This is a genomic window from Pannonibacter phragmitetus (genome assembly GCF_050510895.1).
GTDB lineage: Bacteria > Pseudomonadota > Alphaproteobacteria > Rhizobiales > Stappiaceae > Pannonibacter > Pannonibacter phragmitetus_B.
Genome location: NZ_JBNINT010000001.1, coordinates 2,669,546 through 2,690,241, shown reverse-complemented (window position 1 = coordinate 2,690,241; position 20,696 = coordinate 2,669,546). Strand labels below are relative to the sequence as shown.

Here is a 20,696-nt window from a genome sequence, read left to right as displayed (position 1 = left end):
GGAGTGATCACGAAGAGGGAACCGTTGCAGGACGCAGCAGCAGGCTGGCACAGAGGCCGCCTGAAGGACGGGCGGCAAGTTCCAGCATGCCTCCGGATGATACGGCAATCTCCTGTACGATGGACAGTCCGAGCCCGAGATTGGCGAGCGGACTGGTGTCTTCTTCGTCCAGCCTGTTGCCGCGTACGAGGCAATGGCTGATCTGTTCCTGTGTCATGCCGGGGCCATCATCCTCAACTGATATCCGAACGCGTTCTTCTTCAGCTCGGGCCGTGATCCGGATGCAGGAACTGGCGTGGCGGACAGCGTTTTCAACCAGATTTCCAAGGGCTTCGCCAAGGTCGTCGGGATCAATCGCCGCAGCAAGAGAGGGGGCGCCTCCACTCGCCAGCCTAGGGATGTGCCTGCGGGGGTACGTTCCATGACGCGGGTGATCTGGCCAATAATACGTGCCACATCCGGGGTGAGCGCATGACCGGAGAGGTTCAGCCGTGCGCGTGCGAGTTCACGCTCCACATGACGGCGCATGGCGGCCGCGACCTGTTCGATTTCGTCTGCGATTTCGCGCTCTCCGGCAGCGCGCAGGCGCTCCACATCGCCCATCAGAACCTGCAATGGTGTCTTGAGGCCATGCGCCAGATCTGCGGCACGGCTGCGGGCCCGGACGATCTGGTCCTCGCGGGCCGACAGCAGATCGTCAATGGCCGCCGCGACCGGCTTCAGTTCGTCGGGAAAGGCGGAGCCAATGCGTGCCTGCGGATTGGCCCGGATCTGCGACAGGCGGCTGCGGATGCCTTTGAGGGGAGACAGGCCAACCGTTACCTGAAGGGCTGAGGCTGCCGTCAAAACAGCAGCCAGAAGCAGCATGTAGGGCAGCATGCCGAGGGCGAAGGAATAGGCGGCATCGGAAATCTCGCTGCTGACGACGGCGACCGATATGCGGACCGGCTCACTGCCAAGGCGTTCGGGGAGAACGACCTGACGATCCAGCACGAGCAGCGGTGCCCCATCAGGGCCTCCGGTCTCATGCTTGTGAAGATGGCCATCCGCCACGCCATCCGCCGGAAGGTCCAGCCAGCCGTCCCAGAGCGAGCGGGAGCGCAGGTTGCCTTCTTGCGACGTGATCTGCCAGTAGAGGCCGGAGAGTGGCTGATTGAAGCGGCTGCTCGCCGGAGGAGATTGAACCACAAGCTGGCCGGTGGTGGGGTCTTTTTCAAGGCCTGCCGCAAGCTGATCGAGAATGCCGGTCAGTTCTGCCTCGACCCGTTGCTCCACATGCCGGGAGAAAAGCTGGGTGAGGCCGAAGCCGGCAAGGGCAAGGGCAAGGCAGGTGGAAACGGCACCAACTGCAAGAAGACGGATGCGCAGGGAGCCGGAACGGATCACGTGCCATCTCCTGCCATGTAGCCGAAGCCGCGCCGGGTTTCGATGGCATCGGGCCCCAGCTTTTTGCGCAGGCGTGTGATGACGGCCTCCAGTGCGTTGAAATCACGGGCGTCATCGTCGCCGTAAAGGTGCTCCAGCAGCTCGGCAGGCGGTACAACGCGGCCTTTGTGGTGCAGCAGATAGGCTGTGAGACGATATTCCAGCGGTGTGAGGGAGACCGGCACACCATCACGGCTGACGCGCATCTGCCGGGTGTCGAGTGTCAGCGCGCCTGCCTCGATGACCGGTGAGGCGATGCCGGCCGACCGGCGGATGAGGGCCCGGACGCGAGCGGTGAGTTCCTCCATCCGGAAAGGCTTCGGCAAATAGTCATCAGCGCCAGCGTCGATGCCCTCAACCCGCTCGGACCAGGAGCCTCTTGCCGTAAGCACCAAGATGGGTGTTGCAAGGCCCGCTGCCCGCCAGCGCTTGAGCACCGCAAGCCCATCCATGCCCGGCAGGCCGAGATCGAGGATGATGAGATCCCAGGCCTCGGTATCCCCCATGAACCAGGCAGTTTCGCCGTCACTGGCTTCTTCCACCCGGAAGCCCGATGCCTCAAGGGCCGCTTTCACGTTGGCGCGGATGCGCGGTTCGTCCTCCACGAGCAAGACACGCATTCAGTCGTCTTCCTCCTTGAGGATTTCTCCGCTGCGGGCGTCAACCACCATTTCGCGGATCTTGCCCTTTGCAGAGAGTACCTTGAATTCGTAGACGAACCGGCCATCGTCTTCCTCGAACTCGATGCCGATCACTTTCCCGTCCAGCACCGGCGACACTCGCTTCAGGATCTCTGCAAGCGGAAGGGCCTTGTCGTCCCGAAGGGCCCGTTCAGCCCGCTTCTGATCATCTTCGTCTGCGTGCACCTGCGAGGTCGCGAGACATGCGGCAGCAAGGCCAGCGCACAGGAGAGTTGCCCGCAAGGCGCGGCCGGCAGCTTTGGATTTCCTGTGAGGGATGGATGAAGTGAACATGGCGGAAGACTAGCGTTTCTTCCCTGACAATTCACTGACAAAGGCCGGAGGGCAGCTGTCAGGAGGGGTGTGCCAGATTGCGTCTCACCGGACGGCAGCGTGCCGCCGCAGACATGAAACAGGAGACTGACATGCGCAAGTTTGCAATCGCCACCCTCATCGCCCTGGGCACCCTGACCGGGGCAGCTCATGCCTCCGAAAACAAGTTCAACGTTGATGCGCCGCGTGATCAGTGGATGACGGTCGAGCAGGTGGCCGCCAAGTTCACTGCCGAAGGTTACAAGGTGCGTGAAGTTGGTGAAGAAGATGGCGTCTATGAAGTCTACGCCATCGACAAGGACGGCAAGCGCGCTGAAATCTATGTTCATCCGGTGACGGGCGAGATCCTGAAGCGTGGCGGGGACAACTGATGCACACGCCACATTCCTCCCTGTCCTCCGGCGCAACGGCGCCGGAGGAGACCGTGCGGGTCTGGGACCCGTTCGTCCGTCTGTTCCACTGGTCTCTGGTGGGGCTTTTTGCAACGGCCTGGCTGACCGGCGATGAAGTGCAGTGGGTGCATGAGCCGGTTGGTTATGTGATTGGCGGCCTGATCGCTGCCCGTGTTCTCTGGGGGCTTTTCGGCAGCCGTCACGCCCGCTTCCGTGACTTCATCTATCGCCCTGCTACGGTTGCCGGTTTTTTGCTGGACAGTCTCAAGGGGCGGGCAAGGCGCTACATCGGCCACAATCCGGCAGGCGGCATGATGGTGATCGCGCTGATCCTGACCATCGCGGGCATCTGCACCACGGGCTACATGCAGACCACGGACATGTGGTGGGGTGTGCGCTGGGTGAAGGAAGTGCATGAATCCCTGGCCACACTAGCGCTGGTTCTGGTGGGCATTCACGTGGCAGGTGTGGTTTTCGCTTCTTGGGAACACCGGGAAAACCTTGTGAAAGCCATGATCACCGGCCGCAAGCGCCGGGAGCCGTAAGGCGAGTGACTTGCACCTGAAAGGACGCCGGACGGGCCACCCGTCCGGCCTTTGCCATTGCGGCCAGCTGCCTAATCCGTTTGGCAGAATGCTGCGTATCTGACACCATCGCTGATGTTCCGTGTTGGCTCTGGCCACTGTGTCGTGCCGGGAGGGATGATGGAGCGGATTACCAAGCTTGCCCGTATTTCCGTCACGCGTGCCTGGGGCTTCTGCGGCCTCGCCATTCTCATGGTGATGATGGGCACGGCCTCGCATCCACCTTATTGCTTCACTTTCGGCGCGCTGGGCTGCGGCATAACCGGACTGGTCATGGCGTGGTATGGCCTGACGTATCATCACCGGCGCAGGGTGGAAGACACGGAAGTTTGGTTGCTTCTTGCTCCCGAAGACCGTCCGGCCAAGGCGATTGCTCTGCCTCTGATTGCGACGGCCATGCGCGATGAACTGCTCGAAAAGGCCTGGTATTCGGCGCGGCTCTGCGGGCTGTTTCTGGTACTGGCCGGAGCGCTTCAAGGCGTGCGGCTGGTTCTGGGGCCAGCGGGGTGAAGGCGGCGGCCCCAGAGGTGCGCGTGGCGGGAACCTGGCGAAGCGTTACGCCTTGCCGGACTTCTCCAGCCGGGCGATAAGGCTGGACGTGTCCCAGCGATTGCCGCCCATGTCCTGAACTTCACCGTAGAACTGGTCCACCAGCGCAGTAACAGGCAGGCGGGCGCCGGTCTCACGGGCGGTGTCCAGCACGATGCCGAGATCCTTGCGCATCCAGTCCACGGCAAAGCCGAAATCGAACTTGCCGTTCAGCATGGTCTCCCAGCGGTTTTCCATCTGCCATGACTGGGCAGCGCCGCCCCGGATGGCGGAAATGACGGCAGGAACATCAAGGTCCGCCTTCTTGGCAAAGTGGATGGCTTCGGCAAGGCCCTGCACCAGACCGGCGATGCAGATCTGGTTCACCATCTTGGTGAGCTGACCGGCACCTGGTGCGCCCATAAGGCCCACGAACTTGGCAAAGCACTCGATGACGGGCTTGGCGGCGTTGAAATCAGCGTCCTCGCCACCGCACATGACGGTGAGAATGCCCTTCTCCGCACCAGCCTGACCGCCTGAGACGGGGGCATCGACAAAGCCACAGCCGATTGCCTTTGCAGCAGCGTGAAGCTCACGTGCGACTTCTGCAGAGGCGGTGGTGTGATCGATGAAAATGGCGCCCTTCTTCATGCCGTGAAACGCGCCGTCCGGGCCGGTGGTGACGGCGCGCAGGTCGTCGTCATTGCCGACGCAAGCGAGAACAAAGTCACTGCCTTCTGCCGCTTCACTGGGAATGGCGGCGGACTTGCCGCCGTGCTCTGCCACCCACTTGTCTGCCTTGGCTGCCGTTCGGTTGTAGACGGTGACCTCATGGCCGCCGCGTGAAGCAAGGTAGCCGGCCATTGGATAGCCCATGACGCCCAGACCAATGAATGCAACTTTTGCCATGCCAGAACTCCCGTTATGCGGATTGTTGCGTTTTTGCTCGCACAGCCACGCGCCGGGCGCAACGGATAATCACACCCCTCAATGAGCCTGTACTATTGAGGGGTGATCGAGTTCATGCGGTTTCACGGCGTGATGCGTCAGGAGTTCCGGCGCAGGTGGCGGGTCAGCCGCCGCTCCATGAGGTCCCATACGCGGCGGATCAACTCGACCGCAATGAGATATGCCACGGCAGCCCAGATATAGGCCTGAAAGTCAAAGCTGCGGGAAAACGCCCGGTTTGCCTCGCCCATGATGTCGTAAATGGTGACGATGGAGGAAATGGCAGAGCCCTTCAGCAGCAGGATGATCTCATTGCCATAGGGGCGCAGTGCCACGATCAATGCCTGTGGCAGGATGACTTTGAAGAAGGTGACACCACGCGAAAGCCCAAGCGAGAAGGCGCCCTCCCACTGCCCCTTCGGCATGGACTGAACTGCGCCGCGCAGGATCTCCGCCTGATAGGCGGCAGTGTTGAGCGCGAAGGTCAGGAGCACGCAGTTCCAGGCATCACGGAAGAACCACCACAGGCCAACCGTGTCCAGGGCGCTGCGGAAGGAACCGAGGCCGTAATAAACGAGGAACACCTGCGCCAGCATGGGGTGCCCCGGAAGAAATAGACATAGGCATTGCCGAGTGACCTGATGGCAGTGTTTTGCGCCGAGCACGCCAAAGCCAGCGGCACGGAGAGAGCCGCACCGATGAGGAAGGAGTAGATGGTCAGCTTCAGCGTCACCACCGCGCCGGTGACATACTTGGGCAGATACTGGCTTGCGAAGGTGCTGAAGAGGTTCTGGCCGAGGTAGAGGGCGAGGCCCACGCCGCTGACGATCCAGAAGGCCATGAGTACATGACCGGTGATGCGCGCAGCCGTCCAGGGGCGGCGGGCGGCGGCGGGCGGACGGCTGATGGCCGGGGCGGCTGTCGTGCTCATCGTGCCATCTCCGCGCGCTTGGCCCAGCCTTCGGTGCGGCGCAGGACCAGGGAAGACAGGATCGCCAGCGTCAGATAGATGAGGCAGGCGAGGCTGTAAAAGAAGAAGGCTTCCTTGGTGTTGCGGGCGGCAATGCCAGTCTGGCGCATCACATCGACAAGACCGACAGCCGACACGAGAGATGTTTCCTTCAGAAGGATCAGCCAGAGATTGGTCAGGCCCGGCAGGGCAAGGCGGATCAGCTGCGGCAGGACCACGAGGCGGAAGGTCTGGAAGCGGCTGAGGCCAAGTGCCTTGCCACCCTCATACTGGCCTTGCGGGATGCCAAGAAAGGCGGAGTGAAACACTTCGCTGGAATAGGCCGAGAACACGAGCGCCAGCGCAATCATGCCGGCAAGGAAGCTGTTCACCTCGATGGAGATGCCATAGCCCATGCGCTCGGACAGCGTCTTGATGGCGATCTGAAAGCCGAAATAGACAAGGAACAGCGTCAGCAGTTCCGGCAGACCGCGGAATATTGTGGTGTAGATCGTGCTGGCAAGCTGCAGGGACGGCTCGGGCGACTTCTTGCCAAGGGCAATGACGAAGCCAAGCATCAGCCCGAAGGGCAGTGTGGCCAGTGCAAGGCTGACCGTAATGAACAGGCCGCCAAGAAGCTCATCACCCCATCCCGTGGGGCCGTATGCGAGAAGTTCCAGATATTTGTCCATCAGCTGCCCGGACCCTGCGCATCAGGGGCATCAGCCCCTGAATCTGGCGTTACCGGACATGCCATACTGACGGGTGACGAGCCAGCCGCGCGGACATGCTGTTTGCGCGACCAGCCAGTACCTGCTCCGGCGTTCCGGTCCTCATGAAGAAGCGAGGCGGACAGGGGATGCCTGCCCGCCTCAGCCCCTCAATCGCCGTATACGTCGAACTCGAAGTACTTGTCGTTGATTTCCTTGTACTTGCCATTCGCACGGATGGCTGCAATGGCAGCGTTCAGCTTTTCCTTGAGGTCCTGATCTTCCTTGCGGATGGCAATGCCAGCACCTTCGCCGTTGATCTCCGGATCAGGCTTCAGGGTGCCGAGGATCTTGCAGCAGGCGCCGTCTTCGCTCTTCACCCATTCGGAGAGCACGACAACGTCGTCGATCACGCCGTCAATGCGGCCGTTCACGAGGTCGAGCTTGTACTCGTCGGAGGTCGGGTAGAGCTTGAGGTCCGTGGAGGGGAGCTTCACTTCGGCATAGTTGGAATGGGTGGTGGAGCTCTGAGCGCCGATGGCCTTGCCGGCAAGGGCAGCATCGGTGGCTTCCGTCAGCGGGCTGTCCTTCGGCACGGCAATGGCCGGGGGTGTTGTAGTACTTGTTGGTGAAGTCAACCTGCTGCTTGCGCTCCTCGGTGATCGACATGGAGGCAATGATGGTGTCGAACTTTCCGGCCTGCAGCGCCGGGATGATGCCGTTCCAGTCGGAGGTGACGAATTCACACTCCACCTTCATCTCGTCGCAGAGCGCCTTGGCAATGTCGATGTCGAAGCCCGTCAGCTGGCCATCGGAGCCCAGCACGTTGAACGGAGGATATGCACCTTCCGTGCCCATGCGGATCTTGCTCCAGTCCTTCGCCTCGGCTGCGCCGAATGCGGCGACGGACAGGATTGCAGCGGCGGCAATCGTCTTGATACCCATGTAATTTACCCCTCGCGCCTTGTGTCGCGGCAGCAGGCCGATGGCGGCTGCTGTGCCTCAGGTTGCTTGTTGTTTCATTCGTCAGGACGCGGTCTGCGGCACTTGAGAAAGCGGCTCGATGCAGCGCCCATTGTATGAACATATCCCGGCGAATCCGGCTCGCCCAGATGAAAAAACATGCTGGCACAGAAGATGTGCATTGGCATTTTTGCGGGTATCTGCGCGATGACGCAGCGTCCAGCTTGGCCTGTTTGTGCGAAATCAGGCCCAAAAGCTGCTGAAAGGGAAGAAGCGAATGGGGGCGCCCCTGTGGATGGACGTGGTTTCCTCCGGAATCTCGATGAGGCCGTCCGCCTCCCGGAGGCTTGAGATCAACCCGGATCCGGAGCGGGGGTAGAGTTCGGCCTGCACTGAGCCATCGGCGAGCGTTACCAGACGTCCACGGCTGAACTCCCGCCGCCCGGTCTTGCGGCGGGGCAGGTCGAAGGCGGCCTGTACCTGAAAGCCCTGGACGGGGGCAGCCGTCATTCCTGCGCGGCGCAGCAGCAGGGGGCGGGCGTAGAGCAGGAAGGACACCATGGCCGCGACGGGATTGCCGGGCAGGCCGACGATCAGGCAATTCCCCGCCCGGCCAGTGATCAGCCGCCGGCCTGGCTTGATGGCAAGGTCGAACACCTGCGCTTCGCCGATGCGCTCCAGCACTGCCAGGAGGTGATCTTCCTCTCCGTGGCTTGCCCCGCCGCTGGTGAGAATGACATCGCAGTGCTCCACTCCCTCGGACAGGGCAAGCTGCAGGGCATCGCGCCGGTCCGGGCAAATACCGAGATCCTTGATGATTGCCGGGCAGCTTTCCAGCAGCGATGTCAGCAGGAAGTGATTGGCATCATAGAGCCCGCCTGCGCCAAGGGCGGTGCCGGGACGGACGAGTTCATCCCCTGTCGATATGACGCCGGCGCGGATCCGCGTGAACACGGGGATCCGGGCTGTCCCGGTCGAGGCGATGGCTGCAAGGTCCTGGGCCCTCAGCCGGTGGCCCTGGGCAAGGATCTGGGTGCCGGCCGCAAGGTCTTCCCCGCCAGGCGCCGGTTGGCGCCCTTGGGCAGGCCTGCGGGAACGATAACAACACTCTGGCCGCCGCCGGTTTCAAGGTGGCAGTCTTCCTGCATGGCCACCGTGTCGGCACCTTCCGGCATCACGCCGCCGGTGAAGATGCGGGCAGCTGCCCAGGGCGTCAGGGATTGCGCGGCGGGGTGGCCTGCAGGAATGCGCGTTTCCAGCCGGAAGAAGCCGCCGCAGGGGTCGAAGTCCTGATGGCGGAAGGCGTAGCCATCCACGGCCGAGGTGTCGTGCTGCGGCACGTTGCGCGGAGCCGTGACGGGCGCCGCCAGAATGCGGCCGCGCCCTTTGCCGAGGCTGACGGTTTCATGGCCGGGCGAGGGCAGAGGCAGGCGTGCGAGCAGGTCCAGCGCCTCGTCATGGAGCAGGCGCTTGTCATCCGCCGCGAAACAATCCTCACCCCGCATCCGCTTTTCCCGCTGTCCCCGTGCCGCTGTTCCAGTGCCGCCTGTGTGCGGCTGCCCCGAACATTCCCTGCTTTGCAGCGCCGTGCAAGCTGGTTCAAGATCCTGCATCAAGAGGTCAGTGTGATGTCAGGCCCGCGCGCTCCCGTCTGGCAATGATCCGCTTTGCTTCAGCAAGATCTTCAGGCGTGTTGATGTTGAAGAACGGGTCCGTACCGTCTGCATCCAGCGGGAACTCCACTTCGGCGGCGCCGCATTCGCCCAGGAACTGGCCGGCACGGGCGTTGCCTGCTGCCACCCAGTCCTGCAATCGGGGCAGCAGCGAAACTGGCCAGCAGGCGAACAGTGGATGTCTGCGGCCATCGGATACCGCTATGGCCGGAGTGTCCATAGTGCTGGCCGCGGTGAGCCGCTCGACCAGCGTTGCAGGGAAGAATGGGCCATCGCAAGGAACGCTCACGAAATGATTGCATTCTGGGAGAGCTGCCCTTGCGTAAAGCATTGCCGTAATAATACCGACAAGAGGTCCGCCACGTCCCGGCTGAAAATCGCGGATGACTGGTAAATTCAGAGTTTCAGGCAAATGGCTTGGGTTGTTATTTATAACTATAACAGCCTCAACTTGCTTTTGGAGCAATTCCGCCACATGCGAAATCAGAGGTAGTGCCGTAAGTGTAATTGATGGCTTGTGGCCAATTTTCATCCGGGATCCAGTACCTCCAGCAATAATAAAGCCAGTTCTCATTGTGATGTCTAACTTTCCCGTGTTTGAGAGGGTTGATTGCACCATTTTTTGAGCAGGCCTTGTTAACTTCACCTAGAGATTCAGCTGCCTATTGTTGCGCAATCCAGAACAGGAGCTGTCATGTTTATCTCGACCGTTCGTGCGAAGCTTTTTGGCGGATTTGGCGCATCTGTTGCCGCCCTGCTTGTCGTATCGTACATCGGCTACAGTGGTTTGCAGACTGCTGCCACCTATTTCAGCCAATTCCGCGAAACTGCAAGGCAGAGCCTGACTGGTTATGAGGCGCAGGCCGCGCTGATGGAAGCCCGGCTTGCCGTCTTGCGGTATCAGCTGGAGGAAACTCCGGACAGCGCCGCCCAGGTGAATGACCTGATCGGGAAGATCAGCGCAGGCGCATCGCAGATCGAAGAGGTCTTCGCCGGGTCTCCCTGCTGGCGGAACTGCAGGACCTGATCCAGCAGGTTGATGCCTATCAGGCCGCCTTTGACGAACTGCGTGCGGTGAATGAGGAAGTCGCTCTCAGCCTGACCCAGGTGAAGGAGGGCGGAGATGCCTTCCGCGAGAATATGGCCGGCGTGATGCAGAAGGCCATTGAGGAGCAGAACTACCTCGTCCTCGAGACCGTGGCCCCGGCCATGCAGGAATTTCTGCTGGCGCGGATTTATGTCGAGCGTTACGCGAGCGGCGGAAACGTGGACGACCTGAACGAGGCCATGAATTATTACGATGAGGCCACGTCCCTGCTGCAGCGGCTGCAGTTTGCCCAGAAGTCGCCGGAGCTGAACCGGCTCGTGGCACCGCTGCCCGCGCAGATGGAGGATGTGATCAGCGAGGCGTCCTATCTGGAAATCGCTATCTCCAAGGCTGCCGACATTCGTGAGAACAAGCTCGAGAAGCTTGGGCCGCTGATCATGTCCGGGTATCAGACGGCCGTCGACAAGCTGATCGATGCGCAGAACGAAATGGGGCCGGAGGCCGCAGCCGGTATTGAAAACACCAGCTCGACGACGCTGACGCTGGCAAGCCTTTTCACGCTGGTGATGGCGGCCATTGCCGTGTTTCTGGGCACATCCATTTCCCGTGCCATCAACTCCATTACGGCCTGCATGCGAGCGGTTGCGGCCGGTGATCTGACCATGAAGGTCTTCGGCGCGGGCCGTTCCGATGAGATCGGCGAGATGGCTGCGGCTGTTCAGGTTTTCCAGGCCAACGGCATCGAGAAGGAACGGCTGGAGAGCGAGCAGGCTGCTGTCAAGGAGCAGCAGGAGGCCGAGCGCCGCAAGCTGATGAACGACCTGGCCGACAGCTTCGAACAGGCGGTGGGCGGCATTGTCGAGACAGTGTCCACCGCATCGCGGGAAATGCAGGCTGCGGCGAACACGCTGAGTGCCTCGGCAGAACAGACGTCGCATCAGTCGACGGCGGTTTCCGCCGCATCGGAAGAGGCGGCGGTCAATGTGCAGACGGTTGCGGCCGCCACCGAGCAGCTGGCAGCCTCGGTGCGCGAGATCGGCCGTCAGGCAGAGGAATCCTCGACCATGTCGCACCGGGCCGTCGGGGACACTCAGACCGCCAGCGAGCGCATCGCCTTCCTGTCTTCGGCCTCGCAGAAGATCGGCGACGTGCTGAACATGATTTCGGACATCGCTGGCCAGACGAACCTGCTGGCGCTGAACGCCACCATTGAGGCGGCGCGCGCTGGTGAGGCCGGCAAGGGCTTTGCGGTAGTGGCAACGGAAGTGAAGGCTCTGGCTGAGCAGACCTCCCGCGCCACGCAGGAAATCTCCGGCCAGATCGCCGAGATCCAGGCGGCGACCAATGCGTCGGTTGACGCGATCCAGAACGTCGGAGACACGATTGAGCGGCTGAATGGCATCGCCTCGACGATTGCCGCCGCCGTGGAACAGCAGAATGCGGCCGCGCTTGAGATTGCCCGCAACGTGCAGCAGGCCTCGGCCGGCACGGTGGAAGTCTCCTCCAACATCACCGGCGTCAGCCGGGCTGCCGAAGAGACGGGGGCTGCAGCTTCAGAGGTTCTGGGTTCCGCAGGCGGACTTGCCAGGGATGCGGAGACCCTCAAGGTCGAGGTCGCCCGATTCATCGCGCAGGTGCGCGCCGCGTAACACCAAGGCTTTCGATGCTGACGCATCATGCCTTGAAAATGCTTAAGCGCCGCGAGGGCCTGAGCCCTGCGTGAACCGTGACATCTATCAAGCGCTGATATCAGACGCAGCACAGGGCCGGGCAGCAATGTCCGGCTTTTTGCTGTTTGCTGCGGGTCTGGCTGCGTGCGGCTCCCGCTGGGAGGGCGAGGCGATGCCGGGCGGTCAGGTTTTTATGCCGCAGGTGCTTGCCGTACCGCTGTTCCCGACGTCAGAAATGCAACCTTTGGTGGATATGGCAAAAATTTACAATAGTTAAAATTAACAGTAACTCTGCGTCAGGTTTTCTCTGATGGACCATGTGCGGCTGGCTTGCGGTGACCTAGGATAAATTCCCTTCGTAAAAAGCAAACATGTAATAAATCATAGGGAGGAGCTTCGATTGGGGTGCTGTTTATGATGAACGCTCTGAAAGATCAAGCTTTCTGCAGATTTTTGCCCGTATGCAGCCCGGGGCTTGACTCAGTGCAAAGTGTGGCAATCTTTGGGCGCCAATCAGAGATAATCTTTCTTCCGTAGAGTTTTGTTTTGAATTTTGAAGATTTGACGTTATTATTGATGGTGGCTTAAATATATCAGAATCATTGTCTGCCGTTGATGCGTTAATTCAGGTTTTGTTTGGAGCTCAGGGCTGTTTTCTTAGATTCCGTCCTTGCTGTTAACTATGTATATATTGTTTTGGTTCAGCCTGAAGGGACCTGTTAACCGGGGATGAAAATGCTTAACCTCACTGTGCGCTCCAAACTCTTCGGCGGCTTCGGGCTTTCTGTCGCCGCGCTCCTTGCTGTGTCCTGGCTGGGCTACAACGGCCTCCAGACCGCCTCTGACTATTTCGATGACTACCGGACTGCGGCCCGGCAATCGCTTGTGATCTCTGAGTCGGCCACAACCCTGACTGAGGCTCGTCTGGCTGTGATCCGCTATGCGCTGTCGCCCAATGACACGGACGGGCAGAAGGCCGAGAAACTGCTGTCCGAGCTCAAGGCCAGCAAGGCGCAGGTCAGCCAGTTCTTTGCGGGCTCCCCCGGCTTGCCGAGTTGCAGGCGCTTGAGAGTGATGTTGTCGCATATGAGCGGGCTTTCCTTGATTTCCGCACCTCCAATACTGCCGCATTGAAGGGGCTGGAGGGACTGCAGAAAGAGGGCTCGGAATTCCGTGGGCTTTTGACGGAGATCCTCGAGGAGGCCATTGCCGAAGGCAATAACGCCGTTCTGGCGGCTGCAGCGCGCACGATGCAGGAGTTTCTGCTCGCGCGGGTGTTCATGGAACGCTATGGCCTTGCTGCCAATCCGGCTGACCTGACCACGGCCCAGACCCGCTATGCAAATGTGGAGCCGCTGCTGAAGGCGGTTGCTTCGGCACAGCAGAGCCCCAAGCTGTCTCAGCTGACAGGCAAACTTGCCGTGGAGTTCGAGCTGGTGCGCCAGCAGGCGGCTGCCGTTGAAACCGGGGTTGCGGCCCAGCAGGAGGCGCTGACCGAGCGCATCTTCAAGATCGGCCCTGCGATCTCTACGGCCTATCAGAAGATTACCGATGAGGTGGTTGCGGTACAGAACGACATCGGCCCGAAGGCCTCTGCCGGCATCTCGAGCACCCTCTCGACGACGCTGACGCTGGCAAGCATCTTCACGCTGGTTATGACGGGGATTGCTGTCTTCCTCGGCATGTCCATCTCACGTGCCATCAAGGCGATCACCGATTGCATGAAGGCTGTTGCGGCCGGCAACCTGACCATGAAGGTCTTCGGCTCTGGCCGCTCTGACGAGATCGGCGAGATGGCGTCTGCGGTCGAGGTGTTCCAGGCCAATGGCATCGAGAAGGAGCGGCTGGAGCGTGAGCAGGCGGCTGTGAAGGGGCAGCAGGAAGCCGAGCGCCGCCGTATCATGAACGAGCTGGCCGACAGCTTCGAGCGTGCTGTGGGCGGTATCGTCAACACAGTGTCTGCTGCCGCTCAGGAAATGCAGGCCGCAGCCAATACCCTGAGCGCTTCGGCAGAAGAGACGGCGCAGCAGTCCACTGCCGTATCCGCAGCCTCGGAAGAAGCTGCCGCCAATGTGCAGACGGTGGCCTCTGCCACCGAACAGCTGTCGGCCTCCGTCAGCGAGATTGGGCGCCGTGCAGAGGAATCCTCCAGCATGTCCCAGCGCGCTGTGGGGGATACCCAAACCGCGAGCGAGCGCATTGCCTTCCTGTCTTCGGCTTCGCAAAAGATCGGCGATGTGCTGGGCATGATCTCCGAGATCGCCGGCCAGACCAACCTGCTGGCGCTGAACGCCACCATCGAGGCAGCCCGTGCCGGTGAGGCCGGAAAGGGCTTTGCCGTCGTGGCAACCGAAGTGAAAGCCCTGGCTGAACAGACGTCCCGCGCCACGCAGGAAATCTCCGGCCAGATCGCCGAAATTCAGGCTGCGACCAGTGCGTCCGTAGATGCAATCCAGAACGTTGGTGACACTATCGCCAAGCTGAATGGCATCGCTGCCACCATCGCGGCGGCTGTCGAGGAGCAGAACGCGGCGACTTCGGAAATCGCCCGCAACGTGCAGCAGGCGTCTGCCGGTACTGTGGAAGTTTCGTCCAACATCACCGGCGTGAGCCGCGCAGCGGAAGAAACGGGAGCCGCAGCTTCGCAGGTTCTTGGCTCAGCCGGAGGCCTTGCGAAGGATGCGGAAACGCTGAAGATGGAAGTCACCCGCTTCATCGCGCAGGTGCGTGCGGCGTAAGCTTCAGCCGATCACGTTAAACAGCGAAGGCCGGGCAGCAATGTCCGGCCTTCTTGTTTTCTCAGCCTTCCGCTTCCTCGCGCAGCATTTCCAGCTCCAGCCACTGCTCTTCAGCTGAATCCCTTTCGCCGGTAAGCCGGGTGATTTCGGCAGAGAGCTTGGCAAAGCGGTCCGGATTTTTGGCGTAGAGGTTCGGATCGGCCATCTCCGCCTGCAGTTTCTCCAGCTTCTTCGTCAGGCTGTCGACAGTTTCCGGCAGGGTCTTGAGAAGATGCAACTGGGTGAAGGAGAGCTTCACCTTTGATGAGGTCTTGGCTTCGGTTGCAGCTGGCGCGGGGGCTTTTTCTGCCTTGGCTGCCTTCTCGGCCTTGCGGGCGGTCACGCCATCGCCGCGCTGGGCCACCATGTCGGAATAGCCACCGGCATACTCCTGCCACTTGCCATTGCCTTCCGAGACGATGACGGAGGTAGCCACACGGTCGAGGAAATCACGGTCGTGGGAGACGAGAAGGACAGTGCCTTCGTAGTCGCTGAGCAGCTCCTGCAGGAGATCCAGCGTCTCAAGGTCGAGATCGTTGGTTGGCTCGTCGAGCACCATCAGGTTCGACGGACTGGCGAGCGCCCGGGCGAGCATGGCGCGGGCACGTTCGCCGCCGGACAGAACGCCCACAGGGGTGCGGGCCTGCTCGGGGGCGAAGAGGAAGTCCTTCATGTAGGACATGACATGCTTCGTCTCGGTGCCCAGAATGACCGTGTCGCCGCGCCCGCCGGTGAGGACGGTGGCCAGCGTGTCGAGCGGATTGAGGTTCTCGCGCTTCTGATCGAGGGTGACCATCTGCAGGTTGGTGCCGAGGCGCACGGTGCCGCTGTCCGGCTCCAGCTCCCCGGTCAGCATCTTGAGAAGCGTGGTCTTGCCGGCTCCATTGGCGCCGATGAGGCCGATGCGGTCGCCGCGCTGGATGCGGCTGGAGAAATTCGAAACGATGGAGCGATCGCCATATCCCTTGGAAATGGACTTCGCCTCGATCACCAGCTTGCCTGAGGTCTCGCCTTCGGTGGCTGCAAGCTTGGCGGTGCCCTGTGGGCCACGATGGCTGCGCGCCTTGTCGCGCAGGTCCGCCAGCTCGCGCACGCGGCGCATGTTACGCTTGCGCCGGGCGGTGACGCCATAGCGCATCCAGTGCTCTTCGCGCTTGATCTGCTGGGCCAGCTTCTGCTGGTCGCGCACTTCCTGATCGAAGAGTTCGTCGCGCCAGGCCTCGAAATGTTCAAAGCCGCGTTCCATCCGGCGCGATGTGCCCCGGTCGATCCAGACGGTGGCGCGGGAGAGGTTTTCAAGGAAACGCCGGTCGTGCGAGATGAGAACGATGGCAGACTTGAGGCTCTTCAGCTCGGTTTCCAGCCATTCGATGGCCGGAAGATCGAGGTGGTTGGTCGGCTCGTCGAGGAGAAGAATATCCGGCTCCGGCGCCAGCGTGCGGGCGAGCGCGGCACGGCGGGCCTCGCCGCCGGACAGGCTCTTCGGCTCTTCCTTGCCGGTAAGGCCAAGGACTTCCAGCAGATAAGGCGCGCGGTAGGGATCGTCTCCGGGCGCAAGGCCTGCGGTGACATAGTCGAGGACGGTCTCATAGGCAGATAGATCCGGCTCCTGGGGCAGGTAGCGGATGGTGCGGCCGGGCTGGACGAAAATCTCGCCCTTGTCGGCCTCGATCATGCCGGCTGCAATCTTCAGCAGGGTGGATTTGCCCGAGCCATTGCGGCCGACAAGGCAGAGCCGGTCGCCTTCCGAAACGCTGAGTTCGGCTCCGGTCAGAAGCGGGGTGGCGCCGAAGGTGAGATGAATGTCACGCAGGATGAGAAGCGGAGGGGCCATGTGGTCCTGTTAAACGTCGTGTGCCTGAAGCGCTGCCGGTTGATGGCGGCGTGAAAATCTGGCGCAGAGGAACGCCATCTTGGGCCGCCATGCAAGAGGGAAGCGGTCTAGGGAGCGATTCTCTGCCTTCAAGCCAAGGTGTACCGTAAAAGGGTGCCCAAACGGCAGAAAACTGCCGGAAATGACCTGCTTTGAATGTAGGCATGGCGATTGTTTGAGCTTAATGCATAAATTTTCAGAGGGGAAAAATTTTTCGAATGGCTGGTGCTGCCGAAAAGAATCCGTTTTTTTACCCTCCTGCAACCCTGGTTCCCCTGTGGCAGGGTTGAACAGGGTGGGGCTGCATGGGAACGTGCCACCGCACCGGCACAGGTGCTCTTCAAGTGTTGAAGAGGGGAGACCGAAAAATGTTCAAGTCCGTTCGAATGACCGCGCTCGCCGCCGCGCTTCTGGCTGCAACCTCCTTCTCTGCCATGGCAGAGATGGTCTATCACCGCGGCAATTCCGCCGATCCTGAGACACTGGACCAGCACAAGACCTCGACGGTCTATGAAGGCAACATCATGCGCGACCTTTATGAGGGTCTTGTTGCCTACAGCGCTGCCGGAAAGATCATTCCGGGCGTTGCCGAGAGCTGGACGCAGTCTGAAGATGGCAAGACCTACACCTTCAAGCTGCGCGACAACGCCAAGTGGTCGAACGGTGACCCGGTGAAGGCTGGCGATTTCGTGTTCTCGCTCCGCCGCATCATGAACCCGGAAACGGGCGCGAAATACGCGACCATCCTCTATCCGATCCTGAATGCCGAGGCGATCAACAAGGGCGAGAAGAAGGTTGAGGAGCTTGGCGTCAAGGCAATCGACGACCATACGCTCGAAATCACGCTCGCTCAGGCGACGCCTTATTTCGTCGATCTGCTGGCACACCAGACCGGCTTGCCGGTGCATCCGGCCAGCGTCGAGAAGTTCGGCACCGACTTCGTGAAGGCGGGCAACATGGTGTCGAACGGCGCCTACATGCTGGCCGAGTTCACGCCGAACGCCCAGATCAAGATGGTGAAGAACCCGAACTTCCACGATGCTGCCAATGTGGCCATCGACACGGTGTTCTACTACCCGACGGAAGACCGTGGCGCTGCACTGCGCCGGTTCCAGGCGGGTGAACTGCATTCCAACGACGACGTGCCGACCGAGCAGATGGCTTTCATCAAGAAGGAACTGGCAGACCAGTTCAAGCCGGCTCCTTACCTTGGCACCTACTATTACGCCCTCAACATGAATGACGAGGCGCTGGCCAAGCCGGAAGTTCGCCAGGCTCTTTCCATGGCACTCGACCGTGAATTCCTGGCTGACGAGATCTGGGGCGGCACGATGATCGCTGGCTACTCGCTGGTTCCCCCGGCATCAACAATTATGGTGAGCCGGCCTATGCGGACTACAAGGATCTGCCGCAGATCGATCGCGAAGAGAAGGCCATCGAGCTGATGAAGCAGGCGGGCTACGGCCCGGACAAGCCGCTGAAGCTGACGATCAACTACAACACCTCCGAGAACCACAAGAACACGGCAGTTGCCATTGCCGACATGTGGAAGCCGCTGGGCGTGGATGTGTCGCTGGTGAACACCGATACCAAGACCCACTACGCGATGTTGCGCGACAAGCAGGACTTTGACGTCGCCCGCGCAGGCTGGATCGGCGACTATTCCGACCCGCAGAACTTCCTGTTCCTCGTTGAGTCCGACAATGCCGGCTTCAACTACGCGAACTACAAAAATCCAGACTATGACAAGCTGATGGATGAGGCCGCCGCCACGACGGACCTTGAAAAGCGCGCTACCATCCTGAAGGAGGCTGAGACCATCTTCATGCGCGATCTGCCTTTCATCCCGATGATGTACTACGCCTCCAAGAACCTCGTCTCGCCGAAGCTCAAGGGCTTCGAGACGAACCTCATGGACGTGCATCCGACCCGCTGGATGAGCATTTCCGAGTAAGACAGGACACGGCTGGCAGCAGCTTCCGAAAGGAGGCTGCTGCTGGCCGCTTTGCGTCATGACGGGCGCTGCCTTGCAGCTTCTGGCTGCCGGGCAGCGTTTCCCGCTGGCGAAGGAAAGGTCTGGGCATGTTGCGCTACGTGCTTGAACGGCTGTTGGGAGCCATCCCGACGCTCTTCTTTATTGTTACCATCTCCTTCTTCCTGATCCGCATTGCACCGGGCGGGCCCTTCGATCTGGAGCGGCCGCTGGAAGCAAAGGTGATGGAGAACCTCAACCGGATCTATCATCTGGATGAACCGCTCTGGAACCAGTACCTGATCTATCTGAAGAGCATTGCGGTTCTGGATTTCGGTCCGAGCTTCTATTTCCGTGATTTCTCCATCAACGAACTGTTTGCCGCCAGCCTGCCGATCTCGATGCAGCTGGGCCTGAGCGCACTTGCGCTGGCGCTGATCGTTGGTGGCGTGCTGGGTGTTGTGGCTGCCTTGCGGCAGAACCACGGCCTCGACTATTCCGTGATGGCGGCGGCAACCCTTGGCGTGACCATTCCGAATTTCGTGGTGGCGCCGGTGCTACAGCTCCTTCTGGGCGTGCATTTCGGCTGGCTGCCAGTCGGCGGCTGGACGGCAGGCTCCTATGTGGATGCCATCCTGCCAGTCATCACGCTTGCTCTGCCGCAGATTGCCGTGGTGGCGCGCCTGACGCGCGGCTCGATGATCGAGGCGCTGCGCTCCAACCATGTGCGCACGGCGCGGGCCTATGGCCTGTCGGCCTATACCGTCATCGTGGTGCATGCGCTGCGCGGGGCGCTGCTGCCGGTGGTCTCCTATCTTGGGCCTGCAGCAGCTGCGCTGCTGACCGGCTCGGTGGTGGTGGAGACGATCTTCGGCATTCCCGGCATTGGCCGCTACTTCGTGCAAGGGGCGCTCAACCGCGACTACACGCTCGTCATGGGCACGGTCGTCGTCGTCGCCTGCTTTGTCATCATCTTCAATCTCGTCGTGGATCTGCTCTATGCGCTGCTTGATCCGCGCGTGCGTTTCGACTGAGGACCAGCCATGAGCCTGACTTCCTCTGCAAACGGACCTGTGCCGGTGAAAGGGCGCTCCCTCTGGGATGACGCGCGTGACCGGCTGAAGGCCAACCGTGCTGCGGTTGCGAGCATGATCGTGCTGGCAGTCGTCACCGTCGTTTCCATCGTCGGCCCCTATCTGTCGCCGCATGGCTTCGATCAGGTTTACCGGGACTTCGTGAAAGTGCCGGCGAGCCTCCAGTCCTACCCGCTGCCGGAGCAGGTGGAGCCGGGGCTGATGAGCGTGCTGCGCCGTGCCCGTCTCCAGGCTGAAAACTATCAGCGCGACGGGGATACGGTGAGCGTTCGCCTGATGTCCTCGCGGGAGATCGATCCGCGCTCGGTACAGTATGTGGACCGTAGCGACTTCTTCCAGAATGCCCGTCTTGAGGACATGGCAGCCGACGGCAAGTCGGTGACGCTGAAGGCAGACGTGCGCAAACTGCATTTCTACTTCGGCACGGATGCCAATGGCCGTGACCTGATGACCCGCACGATGATCGCCGGCCGTGTATCGCTGACAATCGGCCTTCTGGCAACGGTGGTGGCAATCTCCATCGGCGTCATTTATGGCGCAGCGTCCGGCTATCTCGGTGGCCGGGTGGATCAGGTGATGATGCGCATCGTCGATGTGCTTTATTCGCTGCCGTTCATCTTCTTCGTGATCATGCTGGTGGTGTTTTTCGGCCGGAATTTCGTGCTGATGTTCATTGCCGTGGGCGCGGTGGAGTGGCTGGACATGGCCCGCATCGTGCGCGGGCAGACGCTGACCATCAAGCGGCAGGAATATGTGCAGGCAGCCGAAGCGATGGGTGTTGGCAATGCGGGCATCCTGCGCCGTCATGTCATCCCTAATACGCTGGGGCAAGTGGTGATCTACATGACGCTGCTGGTGCCGAAAGTGATCCTGCTGGAGAGTTTCCTCTCCTTCCTCGGCCTTGGCGTCCAGGAACCCATGACGAGCTGGGGCGTGCTGATCTCGGAAGGCGCGCGCAACCTGCAAGGCGGCGTTTGGCTGCTGGTGTTCCCCTCGATCTTCCTGACTTCGACGCTGTTCGCGCTGAATTTCATCGGCGATGGCCTGCGCGATGCGCTTGATCCGAAGGACCGCTGA

Annotated in this window: 20 protein-coding genes and 3 pseudogenes; 11 read left to right on the top strand and 12 right to left on the bottom strand. The window is 61.1% G+C overall.

Annotated features, from left to right (window positions below; all coding sequences use genetic code 11):
- Positions 1-7: 7 nt before the first annotated feature.
- From ACQB61_RS12775 to ACQB61_RS12760, 4 genes are read right to left on the bottom strand one after another with little or no spacing between them, the layout of a single operon-like run.
- On the bottom strand, positions 8-319 hold the full coding sequence (locus tag ACQB61_RS12775; RefSeq protein WP_430514365.1) for an ATP-binding protein: 312 nt from the start codon (positions 317-319) through the stop codon (positions 8-10).
- Positions 214-1,386, bottom strand: a complete 1,173-nt coding sequence (locus ACQB61_RS12770) for a sensor histidine kinase (protein WP_430512914.1) — start codon at positions 1,384-1,386, stop codon at positions 214-216. Before ACQB61_RS12770 ends, ACQB61_RS12775 begins: the two co-directional genes overlap by 106 nt.
- Positions 1,383-2,045 carry a response regulator transcription factor gene (locus ACQB61_RS12765; protein WP_430512913.1) on the bottom strand — a complete coding sequence of 221 codons (663 nt, stop codon included), beginning with the start codon at positions 2,043-2,045 and terminating at the stop codon, positions 1,383-1,385. Before ACQB61_RS12765 ends, ACQB61_RS12770 begins: the two co-directional genes overlap by 4 nt.
- The gene (locus ACQB61_RS12760; protein WP_430512912.1) at positions 2,046-2,291 is read right to left on the bottom strand and encodes a PepSY domain-containing protein; all 246 of its coding nucleotides are present in this window, start codon (positions 2,289-2,291) and stop codon (positions 2,046-2,048) included.
- A 239-nt stretch (positions 2,292-2,530) separates the two neighbouring features.
- On the opposite strand from ACQB61_RS12760, the gene ACQB61_RS12755 reads away from it, so the two are divergent.
- The 3 genes from ACQB61_RS12755 (at position 2,531) to ACQB61_RS12745 (ending at position 3,924) form a co-directional block, all read left to right on the top strand.
- A complete protein-coding gene (locus ACQB61_RS12755; protein WP_430512911.1) occupies positions 2,531-2,809 on the top strand; it encodes a PepSY domain-containing protein in 279 nt (92 codons plus the stop codon).
- Complete coding sequence (locus tag ACQB61_RS12750; RefSeq protein WP_430512910.1) at positions 2,809-3,375, top strand: cytochrome b/b6 domain-containing protein; 567 nt, start codon at positions 2,809-2,811, stop codon at positions 3,373-3,375. The genes ACQB61_RS12755 and ACQB61_RS12750 overlap by 1 nt, the downstream gene beginning before the upstream one ends.
- 159 nt (positions 3,376-3,534) lie before the next feature.
- On the top strand, positions 3,535-3,924 hold the full coding sequence (locus ACQB61_RS12745) for a hypothetical protein (protein ID WP_430512909.1): 390 nt from the start codon (positions 3,535-3,537) through the stop codon (positions 3,922-3,924).
- Between the two features lie 45 nt (positions 3,925-3,969).
- Here the strand turns inward: ACQB61_RS12745 and ACQB61_RS12740 are convergent, their stop codons facing one another.
- The 7 genes and pseudogenes from ACQB61_RS12740 to mobA all read right to left on the bottom strand — a co-directional run bounded on the left by ACQB61_RS12740 (position 3,970) and on the right by mobA (position 9,759).
- Positions 3,970-4,851, bottom strand: coding sequence for an NAD(P)-dependent oxidoreductase (locus ACQB61_RS12740; protein WP_430512908.1), 882 nt, complete (start codon positions 4,849-4,851; stop codon positions 3,970-3,972).
- 137 nt (positions 4,852-4,988) lie between these two features.
- Positions 4,989-5,821 (bottom strand): annotated as a pseudogene (locus tag ACQB61_RS12735) (ABC transporter permease).
- Positions 5,818-6,531, bottom strand: coding sequence for an ABC transporter permease (locus ACQB61_RS12730; protein WP_430512907.1), 714 nt, complete (start codon positions 6,529-6,531; stop codon positions 5,818-5,820). Before ACQB61_RS12730 ends, ACQB61_RS12735 begins: the two are co-directional and overlap by 4 nt.
- 188 nt (positions 6,532-6,719) lie before the next feature.
- Positions 6,720-7,407 (bottom strand): annotated as a pseudogene (locus ACQB61_RS12725) (transporter substrate-binding domain-containing protein).
- 348 nt (positions 7,408-7,755) lie between these two features.
- Positions 7,756-8,466, bottom strand: a complete 711-nt coding sequence (locus ACQB61_RS12720) for a molybdopterin molybdotransferase MoeA (RefSeq protein WP_430512906.1) — start codon at positions 8,464-8,466, stop codon at positions 7,756-7,758.
- Between the two features lie 50 nt (positions 8,467-8,516).
- Positions 8,517-9,017: a hypothetical protein gene (locus tag ACQB61_RS12715; protein ID WP_430512905.1), complete on the bottom strand. Its 501-nt coding sequence runs from the start codon at positions 9,015-9,017 to the stop codon at positions 8,517-8,519.
- Positions 9,018-9,132: 115 nt separating this feature from the next.
- Complete coding sequence (mobA, locus tag ACQB61_RS12710; RefSeq protein WP_430512904.1) at positions 9,133-9,759, bottom strand: molybdenum cofactor guanylyltransferase MobA; 627 nt, start codon at positions 9,757-9,759, stop codon at positions 9,133-9,135.
- A 120-nt stretch (positions 9,760-9,879) separates the two neighbouring features.
- On the opposite strand from mobA, the gene ACQB61_RS12705 reads away from it, so the two are divergent.
- From ACQB61_RS12705 to ACQB61_RS12685, 5 genes are all read left to right on the top strand, one after another.
- Complete coding sequence (locus ACQB61_RS12705) at positions 9,880-10,212, top strand: hypothetical protein (RefSeq protein ID WP_430512903.1); 333 nt, start codon at positions 9,880-9,882, stop codon at positions 10,210-10,212.
- Positions 10,213-10,259: 47 nt separating this feature from the next.
- Positions 10,260-11,882: a methyl-accepting chemotaxis protein gene (locus tag ACQB61_RS12700; RefSeq protein ID WP_430512902.1), complete on the top strand. Its 1,623-nt coding sequence runs from the start codon at positions 10,260-10,262 to the stop codon at positions 11,880-11,882.
- Positions 11,883-11,952: 70 nt separating this feature from the next.
- Entirely contained in the window at positions 11,953-12,180 is a 228-nt protein-coding gene (locus tag ACQB61_RS12695) for a hypothetical protein (protein WP_430512901.1), read from the top strand.
- A gap of 458 nt (positions 12,181-12,638) precedes the next feature.
- Positions 12,639-13,037, top strand: coding sequence for a Tar ligand binding domain-containing protein (locus ACQB61_RS12690; RefSeq protein WP_430512900.1), 399 nt, complete (start codon positions 12,639-12,641; stop codon positions 13,035-13,037).
- Between the two features lie 47 nt (positions 13,038-13,084).
- Entirely contained in the window at positions 13,085-14,641 is a 1,557-nt protein-coding gene (locus ACQB61_RS12685) for a methyl-accepting chemotaxis protein (RefSeq protein ID WP_430512899.1), read from the top strand.
- A gap of 61 nt (positions 14,642-14,702) precedes the next feature.
- Here ACQB61_RS12685 and ACQB61_RS12680 read toward each other — a convergent pair whose 3' ends face one another.
- Entirely contained in the window at positions 14,703-16,514 is a 1,812-nt protein-coding gene (locus ACQB61_RS12680) for an ABC-F family ATP-binding cassette domain-containing protein (protein ID WP_430512898.1), read from the bottom strand.
- Positions 16,515-16,921: 407 nt separating this feature from the next.
- Between ACQB61_RS12680 and ACQB61_RS12675 the strand changes: the two are divergent.
- The 3 genes and pseudogenes from ACQB61_RS12675 to ACQB61_RS12665 all read left to right on the top strand — a co-directional run bounded on the left by ACQB61_RS12675 (position 16,922) and on the right by ACQB61_RS12665 (position 20,696).
- Positions 16,922-18,507 (top strand): annotated as a pseudogene (locus ACQB61_RS12675) (peptide ABC transporter substrate-binding protein).
- A gap of 128 nt (positions 18,508-18,635) precedes the next feature.
- Complete coding sequence (gene oppB / locus ACQB61_RS12670) at positions 18,636-19,559, top strand: oligopeptide ABC transporter permease OppB (RefSeq protein ID WP_430512897.1); 924 nt, start codon at positions 18,636-18,638, stop codon at positions 19,557-19,559.
- A 9-nt stretch (positions 19,560-19,568) separates the two neighbouring features.
- Positions 19,569-20,696, top strand: coding sequence for an ABC transporter permease subunit (locus ACQB61_RS12665; RefSeq protein ID WP_430512896.1), 1,128 nt, complete (start codon positions 19,569-19,571; stop codon positions 20,694-20,696).